At 66.9% G+C, this 14,426-nt stretch carries 8 protein-coding genes; 4 read left to right on the top strand and 4 right to left on the bottom strand.

The window, feature by feature from the left end; genetic code table 11:
* Window positions 1–232: 232 nt before the first annotated feature.
* From SR3_RS03690 to SR3_RS03680, 3 genes are all read right to left on the bottom strand, one after another.
* Window positions 233–1,441 carry an ABC transporter substrate-binding protein gene (locus tag SR3_RS03690; protein ID WP_068080917.1) on the bottom strand — a complete coding sequence of 403 codons (1,209 nt, stop codon included), beginning with the start codon at window positions 1,439–1,441 and terminating at the stop codon, window positions 233–235.
* Window positions 1,438–2,019 carry an ANTAR domain-containing response regulator gene (locus SR3_RS03685; protein WP_068080909.1) on the bottom strand — a complete coding sequence of 194 codons (582 nt, stop codon included), beginning with the start codon at window positions 2,017–2,019 and terminating at the stop codon, window positions 1,438–1,440. The genes SR3_RS03690 and SR3_RS03685 overlap by 4 nt, the downstream gene beginning before the upstream one ends.
* A 243-nt stretch (window positions 2,020–2,262) precedes the next feature.
* The gene (locus SR3_RS03680; protein WP_068081311.1) at window positions 2,263–3,951 is read right to left on the bottom strand and encodes a bifunctional protein-serine/threonine kinase/phosphatase; all 1,689 of its coding nucleotides are present in this window, start codon (window positions 3,949–3,951) and stop codon (window positions 2,263–2,265) included.
* Between the two features lie 107 nt (window positions 3,952–4,058).
* Here SR3_RS03680 and SR3_RS03675 point away from each other — a divergent pair, with 107 nt between their 5' ends.
* The gene (locus SR3_RS03675; protein WP_068080906.1) at window positions 4,059–5,282 is read left to right on the top strand and encodes a nitrate/nitrite transporter; all 1,224 of its coding nucleotides are present in this window, start codon (window positions 4,059–4,061) and stop codon (window positions 5,280–5,282) included.
* Window positions 5,283–5,485: 203 nt separating this feature from the next.
* Here SR3_RS03675 and SR3_RS03670 read toward each other — a convergent pair whose 3' ends face one another.
* A complete protein-coding gene (locus SR3_RS03670; protein WP_068080904.1) occupies window positions 5,486–6,457 on the bottom strand; it encodes a LysR family transcriptional regulator in 972 nt (323 codons plus the stop codon).
* A 499-nt stretch (window positions 6,458–6,956) separates the two neighbouring features.
* Here SR3_RS03670 and SR3_RS03665 point away from each other — a divergent pair, with 499 nt between their 5' ends.
* From SR3_RS03665 to SR3_RS03655, 3 genes are all read left to right on the top strand, one after another.
* Window positions 6,957–9,746: a bifunctional diguanylate cyclase/phosphodiesterase gene (locus tag SR3_RS03665; protein ID WP_068080901.1), complete on the top strand. Its 2,790-nt coding sequence runs from the start codon at window positions 6,957–6,959 to the stop codon at window positions 9,744–9,746.
* A 201-nt stretch (window positions 9,747–9,947) separates the two neighbouring features.
* The gene (locus SR3_RS03660; RefSeq protein ID WP_068080898.1) at window positions 9,948–11,537 is read left to right on the top strand and encodes a TolC family protein; all 1,590 of its coding nucleotides are present in this window, start codon (window positions 9,948–9,950) and stop codon (window positions 11,535–11,537) included.
* Between the two features lie 120 nt (window positions 11,538–11,657).
* A partial coding sequence (locus SR3_RS03655; protein ID WP_068080895.1) for a beta strand repeat-containing protein occupies window positions 11,658–14,426 on the top strand: 2,769 nt, incomplete at its 3' end.

The following is a 14,426-nucleotide window of genomic DNA, read 5'->3' as shown; positions in this document are numbered from 1 at the left end:
CTCACCGCAAGCCTGGCAGATCATCGCCTCAACACGAAAAAGCCGCCTCGATCAGCCCCTGATGGGGTTAACCGGGCGGCGTCCTTGCCACGCATTGTTGCTGTCCGATGCAGGTTCCTCGCGGCTCATCCTTGAGCCGCACCTTGCATCTGCGAAGAAGGCTAGGGGATCAGCCGCGTTTCTGGCAAACCCTATTTTTGCGAGCGCGAAGACTAATTTTTAGAACGCACCGTTATGGCAAATCGGCGACATAGCCTGTCACATCCAGCGGATCGAAGATGCGCCCATCAAAGAAACGGTTGTCTTCCAGGATCATATTGCCCTGCTGCGTGGAGACGGCGGTGATCTGGTTGAGGCTGCCTTCCACCTTGGAACTGGCCCCCGGAAGCGGCTCATCGGTGCCCAGCAGCGCGGCCCGATAGACATCCGGGCGGAACACCCGGCCGGCACGCGCCGCATCCTCCTGCGTGACCGCCATCCCCTCCCAACGCGCCATCTGGCTGTAGAGCCATTGCGCCTGGCTGACCCAGGGGAAGTTGGCCGCCTCGCGATATTGGAACATGAAATCAGGGAAGTGGATCAGCTTGTCACCACGATGCAGCAGCAGACGATCGGCCAGAGCCCGCTCGATCAGCTCGGCATTGCCGCCGAGATATTCGGGCCGGGCCAGAATACGCGCATGCTCGCCCAGCGCGGCGGGATCGACGAAATGCTGCGCGGCACGGCGCAGCGCGCGCACCAGCGCCTCGACCTCTGCGCGCCGTTCCTCCAGCACCGGCTCACGCATGGCCAGCACCTTTTCCACGCCGCGCCGCCAGATCTGCGCCGTGGCCAGCACGATGGTCCCTGCCCCGCGCTCGACCGCGACACTGTTCCAGGGCTCGCCCACGCAAATGCCGTCAACCTCGCCCGCCTCCAGCGCATCGGCGCAGAAGGGCGGCGGCACGGTGGCGATCTCCACATCCTTGTCAGGCCGAATACCGCAGGCCGAAAGCCAGTAGCGCAGCATGTAATTATGGCTGGAATAGCGATGCACCACCCCGAAACGCAGCAGTTTTCCCGCCGCGACACGCTCCTCCACCACGGCGCGCAGAGCCGCGCCCACCAGCGCCGGATCGCCCAGCTGGCCTTGCGGGCTGACCCTTGCCGCCAGATCGCTGCGCAGCGTGATGGCATTGCCGTTGAGCCCCAGCACAAAGGGCACCGACAGCGGCTGGGCGGGCCGCCCGCGCCCCAACGTGGTGGCGATGGCCAGCGGCGCGACCATATGCGCGGCGTCCGTCTGCCCGTAGAGCAACCGGTCCTGAACGGTGGCCCAGCTGACATCCTTGACCAGCCGCAGCGACAGGCCCTCGGCCCGCGCAAAGCCTTCCTCATGCGCCAGGATCGGCAGGGCCGCATCGACCAACGGCAGGAAACCGATGGAAAATTCTTCGCTCACGCATGGCCTCCCATCAGTCTGTGCGCGGTGACGACGGCATCGGCGATCTCGGCGATGCGGCGCCCCTGGTTCATCGCCGTCTTGCGCAATTCGGCATAGGCCTCCGGCTCGCTGATGCGGCGGCTGGTCATCAGGATGCGCTTGGCGGCATCGACGGCCTCGCGCTCGGCAAGGCGCCCGCGCGCTTCGGCCAGATCCGATTGCAGGCGGGAATAGGCACGGAACCGCCGGATCGCCAGATCGAGGATGGTGCGGATGCGATGGGGCGCGAACCCATCGACCACATAGGCCGAAACCCCGGCATCGATGCTGGCCCCGATCGATTCCTCGTCCGATTCGTCCACGAACATGGCGATGGGCCGGTCCAGCACGCGGCTGACAGCGAAATATTCCTCAAGCACGTCGCGGCTGGGGTTGCCCAGATCCATCAGCACGATGTCGGGATCGATCTGGCCCATGCGCGCGACAAGGCCCCGCCTTTCGGTGACGACAAAGATCTCGCAATCCTCAAGCGCGGCAAGGCCTTCCCGGATCACCGAGGCCCGCACGGCGCTTTCATCGACGATGGCTACACGCATGCGTGCGAGGGTGGCGCGAGCGGCGCCGCTTGGCAATGGGGCATCGGGATGTGATTTCGCACTTGCATCAAAAGGCGCGAATCGGCATTCTCGGTTGCAAGGCCATGCGCAAAGACGCGCCCGGCCATGGTGATGGCTCCACGCCTCACCGCTTTTCCATCCTCGCTTCGGCAATGGCGCCGCCGGTCCATCGGATCGGTCCTTCCTTCGGGAGATTGGCCCATGTCGTTGTGTACGCCGTTGTCATTTCAGCACCAGAGACGCAACCAGCGCGATCAGCAGTACAAGGCTGACAGCCTGCCAAAAGCGCACCGGATAACGCTCGATCAGTGGCAAGGGCCGCGTCGGGCGACGCTCGACCGCGGCGCCGCCTTCCAGCGCGCGCAGCAGGTCGACCACATCGCCGAAACGCTCGCCCGGCTCGATGGCGACGCAACGCATCAGCACCGCCTCGGCCCATGCGGGCAGATCGGGGCGGGCCTTGCCGGGCGCATCGGGGCGGCGGAAACGCGGGCGGCTGAAGGCTTCCACCTCGCCATAGGGCCAGCTTTGCGCGAAGAGGCGCCACAGGCAGACGCCCAGCGCGAACTGGTCGGTGGCCTCATCGCCAGCATGCCCGCCGAACATTTCGGGCGCCATGAAGGAGGGCGTGCCGGGGATTTCATCATGGGCGAAATCCTCGACGCGCGGCAGACGGGCGACGCCCAGATCGATCAGCCGCACGCTGCCATCCTCCCCAAGGATCACATTCTCGGGCTTGATGTCGCGGTGGATGATGCCCAGGCGATGGAGCGCTGCCACGCCGCGCGTCAGGGCAATGGCGATGCGCATCCCCTCTCGCAGCGAGACGGGATGCGCCAGCCGCACCTCCAGCGTCTGCCCCTCGTAATAGGGCTGGACGCCATAGAGCCGGGTCTGGCGCTCGGCGGCGACGGGATAGGCCGCGCCGACAAAGGGGCTGGCCACGCGGCTGCCCACCAGCATTTCGCGCGCGAAAGCCGCCCGCGCCCCGCTTTCGGACAGCAAAGATGGCTTGGGAAACTTCACCACCACCGCCTGCCCGCCCGCCGTATCGCGGGCGCGGAACAGGCGGGTGTAGCGCCCGTCGGAGAGCAAGGCCTCCAGCGCAAAGCCATCGACGCTTTCGCCCTCATGCGGCGGCGGCAGGATCGGCAAAGCGGCGAGACCGCCCGCAATGGCATCATGGCTGACCGCCGGCAGGCTGACCACATCGATCACCAAAGCGGTTGCATTGTCCTGCCCGCCGGCTGCCAGCGCCGCCTCGACAATCGCCTCGGCATCGGCCTGCGCCGAATGGCGCACGCCCAGCAAGGCGCTCAGGCGGCGCGGGTTGAGCAGACCATGAACGCCATCGCTGGTCAGCAGCAGGCGGTCATGCTCGGCGAGTGCAAGTTCATGATGATCCAGCCGCAGCTGGTCTTCCAGCCCCAGAGCGCGCAGCAGGATATGGCGGCGATCCGGATGGGAATGGGTGTGATCGCTGGTGATCTGGCGCAGCGTGTCACCGCGCAGATGCCACGCTCGGCTGTCGCCCACATGCAGCACATGCGCCTTGCGGCCACGCATCACCAATCCGGTGAAAGTTGTGGCGGTGTGAGCCATGGTCTCGCCGCGCCCCATCGCGGCCAGCCAGCGGTTGTAGGGGGCCATCACGCGCTCCACCGCCGCCGCCACGCCGATGGTGTCGGGCTGCGCGTAATAGCCCTCGATCAGCGTGCGCACTGCCAGCTCAGCCGCCGCGCGCCCCTGCCTGCCGCCGCTGACGCCATCGGCCAGAGCGGCGACCATGCCGTGGCGCGCCCGCTCGGTCTCGCTGCCCAGCCAGGCGCCCGCGAAATCCTGATTGTCGGCGCGCGGGCCCTGACCGCTGGCCCAACCCACCGCGACCCACAATCTGCCGTCCTGAACCACGTGCGTCCCTCCCGTGCCCGTATGCACGCGATTGGGACCGCCCTTCACCCGGCCCGTCAAGCCGGTTTCATCCATCAATCCAAACGCCCCGGGGGGAGCATCGACCGATGACTGACGACACTTTCTGGAAATCCGGCCACCGGCCCACGCTGATCATGGCCTTCCTCTATTTCGACGTGGCCTTCATGGTGTGGAACCTGCTGGGCCCGCTGGCGCCGATCTTCTCCAAGGTGATGGGCCTCAGCCCGGCGCAGAAGGGCTTTGTCGTCGCGGTGCCGACGCTGGCGGGCGCGGTGCTGCGTCTCGTCAACGGCTTTCTGGCCGATCGCATCGGGCAGAAGACCACCGGCATCATCAGCCAGATCATCGTCATCACCGGATTGCTGGGCGCCTGGCGTCTGGGCGTCACCACCATGGACGGGCTGATCGCGCTGGGCGTCGTGCTGGGCTTTGCGGGGGCCTCCTTCTCGGTGGCGCTGCCGCTGGCCGGGCGCTGGTATCCGCCCCAGCATCAGGGCAAGGCGATGGGCATTGCCGGCATGGGCAATTCGGGCACGGTCTTTGCCGCCATCTTCGCGCCGCTGCTGGCGAAGATCTTCGGCTGGAGCGATGTGCTGGCGCTGGCCACCATCCCGGCCACCATCGTGCTGATCGCCTTCGTGATCTTCGCCAAGGACAGCCCCAACCAGCCCGCCCCCAAACCCTTGGGCGAGTATGTTGCGGGCTATTTCAAGATGCTGGCCCAGGCCGATGCCTGGTGGTTCATCCTGTTCTACGGCGTGACCTTCGGCGGCTTTGTGGGCCTGTCTTCCTCGCTGCCGATCTTCTACACCACCGAGCTGGGCCTCACCCCGATCTACGCCGGTTACGCCACCGCCAGCTGCGTCTTTGCCGGATCGATGGTGCGCCCGCTGGGCGGCGCTCTGGCTGACCGCATCGGCGGCATCCGCACCTTGAGCATGGTCTATGCCGTGGCGGCGATGCTGCTGGCGATCATCGCTTTCGCACCCGTGGCCTTCCCGGTGATGTTCCCGCTCTTCTTCGCCACCATGGCCACGCTGGGCGTCGGCAATGGCGCGGTGTTCCAGCTGGTGCCTCAGCGCTTCCGGCAGGAGATCGGCGTGATGACCGGGCTGGTCGGTTTCGGCGGCGGCGTGGGCGGGTTCTATCTGGCGTCGTCGCTGGGTCTGGCCAAGCAGTTCACCGGCACGCAGTCGATGGGCTTTCTGATCTTCGCCGCGCTGGCTCTGGTGGCGCTGGCCGGGCTGACCAGCGTGAAGCGCCGCTGGCGCACCACCTGGGGCGCCGCCGTGCAGGGCGTTCGCATCTGACCAAAGAAGAAGGGGTGTGCGGACCCACTCCACACACCCCCAGTTGCTCGGCCCAAGGTCGGCCAAGGGCCCGGACGCCATGGTGGAGACATGACGCCCGGGCGGTTGAGGCACCGGTCCGAGCCAGATTCGAACCGATGCCTCGCAGCGAAGCCCTTGGCGCTGACCCACCAGCTGCACCGGGCTTCGTTTTCTTTATTCTTTTAACGCAGAGCAGGCTTTTCAGATGTTTGCGCCAGCAGATCGATCAGCCAGGACAAGGCCTGATCGCCCCGGCTGCGCTCGCTCCAGAGCGCGCGATAGATGAAGTGGCCCAATTCGCGGGGCGCTTCGACGATGCGCCACAGGCCACAATTCTGCTCCATGGCGAGGCGCCTTGGCACTGTGGCCAGCAGAGGTCCGGTGAGCATGGCAGGCGCCAGATGGGCATAGGGCAGCGTCATCACCACGCGGCGAGCCTTGCCGATGGCGCCGCCCTGCCCTTCCATCGCATCCTTGCCGTCATGCGTCGGGACCAGAGCGATATGGGGGCATTCGAGATATTCACTCAGCGCCATCCGGCCTGAGGCAGCCTGCGGGCTTGCCAGCCATGGATGATCGGGGGCCATCACGCAGACCAGATCGTCCGCGAAGAGCTGGCGCTGGTGATGCTGGGTCGGATCGGCCTCGCCGCCCGTCAGGATCAGATCGACATCGCCCGCCGCCAGAGCGCGATAACTGTCGCGGGACAGCGGCAGGATGTCGATGGCGGCATGCGGGGCCTGATCCATCACGGCGCCCAGCGCCGAACCCACAACGGTTAAAGCGCCATAATCGCTGGTGGCGATACGAAAGCGCCGCGTCAGCGTTTCGGGCACGAAAGGCGCCACGCTGACCAGCGAGGACACGCCCTCCAGCCATGAGGTCAGCGGCTCGGCGATGCATTGCGCGTAATGCGTCAGCTGCATGCGGCCATTGGCGCGGATCAGCAGCGGATCGCCGAAAAGATTGCGCAGCCGCGCCAGCGAGCGGCTGACGGCCGGCTGGCTCATGCCCAGATGCTCGGCTGCGCCGGTCACGTTGCGGCGGTTGAGCACCACCGCCAGAATGCGCAGCAGATTGAGGTCCACCGTCGCGGGATGAAACCCGCCCGAGGCGCCGCAGAGCGCCTGATGAGAGAGAGGATGGGTCGCCATGGAAACCTCAGAGCGCCATCGCAAGGGAAGGTGCGGCACCCGCAGCCGCTCCAGACGCGCCGGGCGAGGGAGCGGGGAGCGGCTGGGGTGCCCACCGAGGCTGAGCGATGGCCCACTCAGCCGCAGCAAGGGAACGGGCTGGCGAAGGGAACCGGCCCGAGGGTTGAAACAGGCCCGCGGACCAGACAATCTTTCCGGCATGAAAACCGGTGAGGGAAGAGAAGATCATCGGCGGCTCCTGCGTTCGAGATATTGATATAGATTCGCAATATCAGAACGCAAGCAAAACCCGACATATCCCTGGCGTCATATCCATTATATGCCCGATGCATGATGGCCTGCGGCGGCCACCGCCTTTTACGGGTCATCCCTCATTCCCCGGATATCAGGCTTAGCAGGCCGTTCACCGCGATGGGCTAAAGCGGGATCACCGAAATTCCGGGACTTTTCGAGCGGCAGCGGGACCAGACCTCGAACAGAATCCCCCAACAGGGCGCCTATGACCTCTTTCTGGATGTGCCTGCGCGACCAACACGACCATCGGCTGATCCTGCTCGCCGGGCTGGTCTGCATGGTCGGCGCGCTCTGCGCCGTGCTGCTGATGCGGCAGGCGCGTGACTCCTGGCCCGAGCGTTCCACGCGCTGGGTGGCCGTGGCCGGGCTGACGGCGGGCTTCACCATCTGGGCCACCCATTTCATCGCCATGCTGGGCTATCTGCCCGGCGCCGCCATCGGCTTCCGCCCGGGGCCCACGCTGGCTTCGCTCAGCATTGCCGCCATCTCCACCTGGCTGGGCTTTTCGCTGGCGCTGCGCTTTCGCCAGCGCGCCATGCAGGCGCTGGGCGCTGTGGCGGTGGGCATGGGCATTTCGGGCATGCATTATGTCGGCATGATGGCGCTGGCCCTGCCGATGCGCATCGCGCTGGACTGGCATTTTGTCGCCCTCTCGCTGATCTTTTCCGTCGCGCCGCTCTATCCGGCGATGATCCTTTGCCTTGATGGTCACGGGTATCGCAGCAGCCTGAAAGCGGCCTCGCTGGCCTGCCTTGCGGTGCTGCTGCTGCATTTTACCGGCGTGGCCGCCATCCGGCTCACCCCGCAGCGCCTGAGCGTCAACGACGGTCTGATCCTCTCCACCCAGACCATGGCGGCGGCCATCGCGGTGGCGGCGCTGATCGTGGTGGCCAATTGCCTGATCGTGCTGATCACCAGCCGCCGCAACCGCGAGGCGATCCACGCCAGTGAGCGCGACTTCGCCCTGCTGGCGCGCGGCATTTCCGATTACGCGCTCTATATGCTCACCCTTGACGGGCATATCGCCAACTGGAACGCGGGCGCCCAGCGCCTGCTGGGCTATGACGAGGCCGAGGTGGTGGGCCGCCATGTCTCGATCTTCCACACGCCGACCGACCGCGCGCGCGGCACCCCCGCCAAAATCCTGACCACGGCGCTGGAAAGCGGCAAATACACCGGCGAAGGCTGGCGGCGGCGGCGGGATGGCTCCTCCTTCTGGGCCCATTTCTCGCTGGAGCTGATCGCCGATGCCGATGGCCGCCCCATCGGCCTGGCCAAGATCACCCGCGACATGACCCGCCTGAAAGAGGATCAGGACCGGCTGGAAAGGCTGACCGCCCAGCTCGACACCGCGCTGGACAACATGCATCTGGGCCTGTGCCTGCTCGATGCGCGGCATCGTCTGGTGCTGCACAACCGGCGTTTCGCGCAGATGTGGGAGCTGGACGAGGAGGATCTGCCCGCCGGCCTCGATCTGGACCTTCTATGCGCCCGGGCGCTGGCCTCCCGCCTGACCCCGCCCCTTCATGACGGCGGGCATGGGCAAGCGATGGCCGCCATGATGTGCCAGGCCGTGCGCAGCGCCGATGCCGGGCCGACCATCGGCGAATTCGACGAGAATCTGGTGCTGTCCATCGTCAGCCGCACCCTGCCCGATGGCGGCCTTGTCGCCACCTTCGAGGACATCACCGACCGCCGCCGCTCCGAGGCGCGCATCGCCTATCTCGCCAGCCATGATGCGCTCACCGACCTGCCCAACCGCGCCCGCTTCAGCGCCTGGATGGAGGCGGAACTGGCCCGTGCCCATGCGCAGGACAAGCATTTCGCCCTGATCGCCTTCGACCTCAACAGCTTCAAGGAGGTCAACGATCTGCGCGGCCAAGCCGTGGGCGACCGGGTGATGGTGGAGCTTGCCGCGCGCCTTAACGCGGTGCTGCATGAAGGAGAAATGGTGGCCCGCCTTGCCGGTGACGAATTCGCGGCAGGCAAGCAGCTGACAGGCGACAGCGATCTCGATGTCTTTGTGGGCCGCCTCGCCGCCTGCTTCGATCAGCCTTTCGACAGCGAGGAAACCCCCATCGTCCTGACAGCCCGCTTCGGCATCGCGGTGGCCCCGCTCGATGCCGAAACGCCCGAGGCTCTGCTCAACAACGCCGATCTGGCCGCCCAGCGCGCGAAAGCCAGCGTGGCGGGCAACATCGCCTATTACGAAAGCGGCATGGATCGCGCCGCCCGCACCCGTCGCCAGATCGCCGCCGATCTGCGCATGGCCATCGTGCGCGACGAGTTCCACCTGCTCTACCAACCCCAGCACCGCGTCGCGACGGGAGACCTCACCGGCTATGAGGCGCTGATCCGCTGGAACCACAGCAGGCTGGGCGTGGTCTCGCCCGATGTCTTCATCCCCGTGGCCGAGGAAACCGGAGAGATCATCGCCATCGGCCAATGGGTGCTGCGCCGCGCCTGCAACGATGCCGCAGGGTGGCCCGATGATCTGAGCGTGGCGGTTAACCTTTCCGCGATCCAGCTGATGCAGCCCGATCTGGTGCGCCATGTCGCCCAGATCCTGATCGACAGCGGCTTGCCTGCCCGCCGCCTGGTGCTGGAAATCACCGAAAGCGCGATCATCGCCGACAAGGCCCGCGCCCTGCATGTGCTGCGCCAGATCAAGGCTTTGGGCATCTCCATCGCGATGGATGATTTCGGCACGGGCTATTCCTCGCTCGATACGCTGCATGCCTTCCCCTTCGACAAGATCAAGATCGACAAGTCGTTCATGCTGCAGGCCTCCACCAGTCATCAGGCGGTGATGATCATCCGCGCCGTGGCAAGTCTGGGCCGCAATCTGGGCATCCCCGTGCTGGCCGAGGGCGTGGAAACCGCCGAACATGTCGCCCTGCTGGCGCAGGAAGGCTGTGACGAGGCGCAGGGTTATTATTACGGCATGCCGATGGAGCTGCCTTCGCACGGCGATCTGGACCGCGCCATTCTGTAAAGGCCGGAGAAGATTAACAATGCTCCAAGACGTGAAAAAACAAGACCAAGAATAGAAAATGGCGGGTTAACTAGGAACTTTCCCCTCAGCATTTCCCCGCAGGCTCCATTTGCCGGATCGTATCGGCTTCGTGGTTAAAAGCTGCTTATGGTTTCTTTTTTCCAAAATTTGAGACACCGTAAGGGACAACTCGGCACCGCCTTGAGTGCCGCCACGCTGGCCTGCGCCCTGCCGCAACCGGCTTTGGCCAAGCACTCCAAGACCCCGCCCCCCTGCACGCAAGACTGCCCGCCCCAACCGGGCTTTATCGCCCTGCCCACCGCGGACGCCGAATTCTGGGCCGGTTTCGGTTCGCCCGAACTGTCCTCGCTGATCGCGCAGGGCCTTGCCGCCAACCAGGATATGGCCAGCGCCAAGGCCCGCCTCACTGTCGCCCGCGCGCGGCTCAAGGCGGCCAGTTCCAAATTCTTCCCCTATGTCTCGGCCTCGGCCAATGGCACCAAAAACACCACGGTGGTGGGTGACATCCTGCAATCGGGCCTGCTGCCCAGCGCCGAGATCGACATCGGCTACGATCTCGACCTGTTCGGCGCCAACCGCGCCGCCCGCCGCGGCGAAAGGTCGCGCTTGAAGGCCAGCCAGCAGGATCTTGCCGCGCTGCGCCTCTCGCTCTCCTCGGAGATCGCGCGGGCCTATATCGCCATCTCCGCGATCGACGCCGAACTCGCCACGCTCAGCACGCAAAAAGGCATGGTCGACAACCTCGCCCGGCTGATCCTGATCCGCACCGCCGAGCATGAATCCGGCGCCTTCGAATCCGGTCTTGTGGTGCAACAGCAGGCTAGCCTGCTGGCCCAGCTCGAAGTGCTGCGGGAAAACCGGCAGGAGGTGCTGGCCAGCCTCGCCGTGCTGGTCAATCAGGAGCCGGGGCAGATGCAGCTCTCGCCCATGCCCTTCACCAATCTGGCCCTGCCTTCGCTGGGTGAGGTTCAGCCCAGCGACCTGCTGGCCCGCCGCCCCGATATCCTCGCCGCCGCCGACCGGCTGGAAGGCGCGCGCTTCGACGAGAAATCGGTGCGCGCCTCGCGCCTGCCCAGCGTCAAGCTGAGCGCCAGCGGCGTGGTCGGCATCGCCACGGGGGGCGGCTTCGCGGCCTTGGCCAGCGCGGGCGGCACGCTGTTTGCCGCGCTGTTCCAGGGCGGCGCGATCACCGCCCGCAATCAGGAGGCCCATGCCATCAGCGACGATGCGCTGGCCGCCTATCGTAAAACCCAGCTTAACGGTTTGCGTGAGGCTGTCAGCGGCCTGGCCGCGCAATCCTCGGCGCAGGCGCGCGAAAGGCTGTGGCTGCTTTCGATCGATGCGGTGGGCCGCTCGGCCCGTGTGGCGCAGGCGGCCTATCTGGAAGGCGAAGTGCCGATCAATGTGGTGACGGATGCCCGCGCCAATGAAATCGCCAGCCGCCGCGCCCTGATCGAGGCCCGCCGCGACCGCATGAACGCCACCATCGACATTTACCGCGCCATGGGCGGCCCGCCCGCCCCGGCAGAGGTTGTGGCCCCCATCCCCACGATCCTGCCGGTCACGCCGAGCGATGCGGCGCCTTCAACGCCCTCGTCCCCCCTGCATCGCAAGATGGCGCCACCCACGGCAAGCACGCAACCGCCGGTCTCAACGCCCGCCGTCAGCCAGGCGTCTCCGCCTGTCACGCCGCCAACGCCAGACGCCCGGACTTCCGCCATTTCCACCGGCAATCTCGCCGCCACCGCAACTAGGGATTTTTATCGTTAATCCTTTGCATGCGCGCTCCCTGCGCGATCAGCTAGGCCCCGTTTCACGGCCCAATAGGCCTGAAGGGCTAAGTTGGAAGAGTGCGGAACCTCACGTGTGCCGCTTAGGAGCTTGAAGACGATGCCCGATCCTGACACCAATCTTGATGCCAAGGTCTACGAAGCGGTTGATACCCTTGGCCTTAGCGGAAACCTCTCGCCCCTGAGCAGTCTCGATCAGGCTGCAGGCAGCCTCGCTTCGACCCCGCAAACGGTTGCAAGCGGCATCGCGAATCACCTCGACAGCAGCCTGACGGGCGGCCTTGGTCCGGTTAACAATCTGGCAGCAACTCCGCTCAGCAGCGGCAACACCTTCAGCAACCTGCCCGGCCTGAACTTCAACCAGGCCGAGCAGGGCGGCACGGTCGGCGGCCTGACCGCAGCCGTTCAGCCCGTGCAGCAGACCGCCTCGCTGGGCCAGCCCGGCAATCTGACGCCCGAAGTCGGCGCGGGGCAGCTCAACGCCGCGACGCAGAACGTTCAGAACGCGATCAATCAGGCCACCGCGGCAGCTCAGGGCGCCGGCCCCTCGGTGACCAACGTCACCAACAACATCGGCGGCACTGGCACGAACGGCGCTGACGGCGTGAATGGCGGCACCGGCGGCACGGGTGCCCCCGGCGCTCCGGGCACCACCACGGTCATCGAAGTCCCCGGCAGCGGCGGCACCAATGGCGCCAACGGCTCGAACGGCGGCAATGGCGGCGGCGGCAATGGCACGGATGGCACCCCCGGTGCGCCCGGCCTGAACGGCAATCCCGGCGCTCCCGGCACCAACGGCCATGATGGCACGCCCGGAACGCCCGGCGGCCCCGGGCCGTCTGGCCCGTCTGGTCCCTCCGGCCCGACCGATGGCCCCGGTGGCCCCACCGGCCCCACGGATCCCACCGGCCCCGTCACCACGCCCGACACCGATCTGATCGCCAATGTCGACGTCAATCATGTGCCCGGCGTGGGCGATGTGAACCTTGGCGCCAACATCAACCTCGACCCCATCGAACATCTGCTGGGTCAGGACATCGACCTCAATCTGGGCAGCATCGTCAACACCTCGCCCATCACGGGCGCTCTGAACGATGTGCTGGGTGGTCTGGGCACGGGCCTTGGCACCGGCGGCAGCACGGGCCTGAACATCACCACCGGCCCCACCGTGGACCACAGCCCCACCGACACCGATCTGGTGGTCAACACCGCCACCGCGATCCCGGGTCTGGGCACCACGGGCCTGAACGCCAACGTCAATCTCGATCCGGTCGAGAACCTGCTGGGTCAGGACATCGACATCAATCTGGGCTCGGCGCTCGATGTCGCCAACCTCACCGGCAACCTCACGCCCGCCATCACCAACATCACCGCCCCGCTGGGTGAGGCCCTCGCCCCCGTCACCGGCCCTGTCGGCGATGTGGCGAACAGCCTGCTCGGCACGGTCGGCGGCCTTACCGGCGGCGCAGTCACCGGCTCGCTGAACCTGCCCGGCAGCACCGGCAACAGCGCGCTGGGCCAGGCGGTCAACAATCTGACCGAAGACCTCTCGCCCGTCACGGCCCCGGTGAGCCAGGTGCTGAGCGACACGCTGAGCACGCTGAACGATGCCACCGCCGCCACCGGCGGCGTGGCCGGCATCCTGAACGGCCTTGCCGCCCCGCTCTCGCCCGTGACCGGGGCGCTTTCGCCCGTCACCAACCTCGTCAATTCGAGCGGCCCCGTGCGTGAAGCGGTGGAAGGGCTGAACGGCGTGGCCAATGAGCTGGTCGGCAATGTCCTCTCCAGCATCCCCAACGGCGCAGGCAGCCCCACGGCCGCCATCGGCAACACGCTGGGCAGCGTGCTGGGCAGCACCACCGGCCAGCTCAACGAAGCGCTGGCCCCTGTCACCGGCGTGGTGGGTCAGGCGCTGGGCGACACGCTGGGTCAGCTGACCGGCGCGGCCGGCAACACCGGCGCTTCGGCGCCCCTTACCGCGCTGGGCGACACGCTGGGCGCCCTCACCGGCGGAAGCGGCGCGACGGATCCGGTCGCCGCGATCAACGGCGCCCTTGGCGGCGTGGGCAATGTGGTCAACGGCACGGTCGGCTCGGTCGAGAACGCGCTGAACGGCGCTCTGGGCGGCCTGACGGGTGCTGCTGGCGGCACCGATCTGACCAGCGCGGTCAATGGCGCGCTGGGCCAGGTCACCGGCGCCCTTAATGGCGCGGGCGGCACGGGTGTCGGCAATGCGCTTGAAGGCGCTCTGGGTGGCCTGACCGGCGCTCTGGGCGGCGCTGGCACCACCGATCCCACCTCGGCGCTGAACAGCGCGCTGGGCAATGCCACCAATGCCGTCAACGGCGCGCTGAGCCCCGTGACCGGCACGCTGAACGAGGCGCTTGGCGCGCTGACCGGCGGCGTTGGCACCGGCGATCTGGCGGGCACGCTGAACAATGCCCTGGGCGGCCTGACGGGCGGCCTGGGCAGCGGCGCCAACCCCACCTCGACGCTGAACGGCCTTGTCGATAACGCCACGGGCACGGTGACTAACGCCCTGAACGGCACGGTCGGCAACGCCGTGAACGGCCTAACGGGCGCGCTGGGCAATGGCCTTGGCGGCGCCACCGATCCGACTGCCGCCCTGAACGGCGCCCTTGGCGGCCTGACCGGCGCTGTGAACGGCGCGACCGGTTCGGTCGGCAACACGCTGGGCTCGGTGGCCAACGCCCTGAACGGCGAGCTGGGCACCCTGGCGAGCGATCCCACCACTGCGCTGAACGGCGCTCTGGGCGGCCTGACCGGAGCCCTCAACGGCACGGTCGGCAACGCGGCCAACAGCCTGACCGGCCAGCTCGGCAACGCCGTGAACGGTCTCACCGGCGGC

It is taken from the genome of Novosphingobium rosa NBRC 15208 (assembly GCF_001598555.1).
Taxonomy (GTDB): domain Bacteria; phylum Pseudomonadota; class Alphaproteobacteria; order Sphingomonadales; family Sphingomonadaceae; genus Novosphingobium; species Novosphingobium rosa.
Note: the sequence above shows the minus strand (reverse complement) of the source record. Positions and strands in the feature narration are given on the sequence as shown.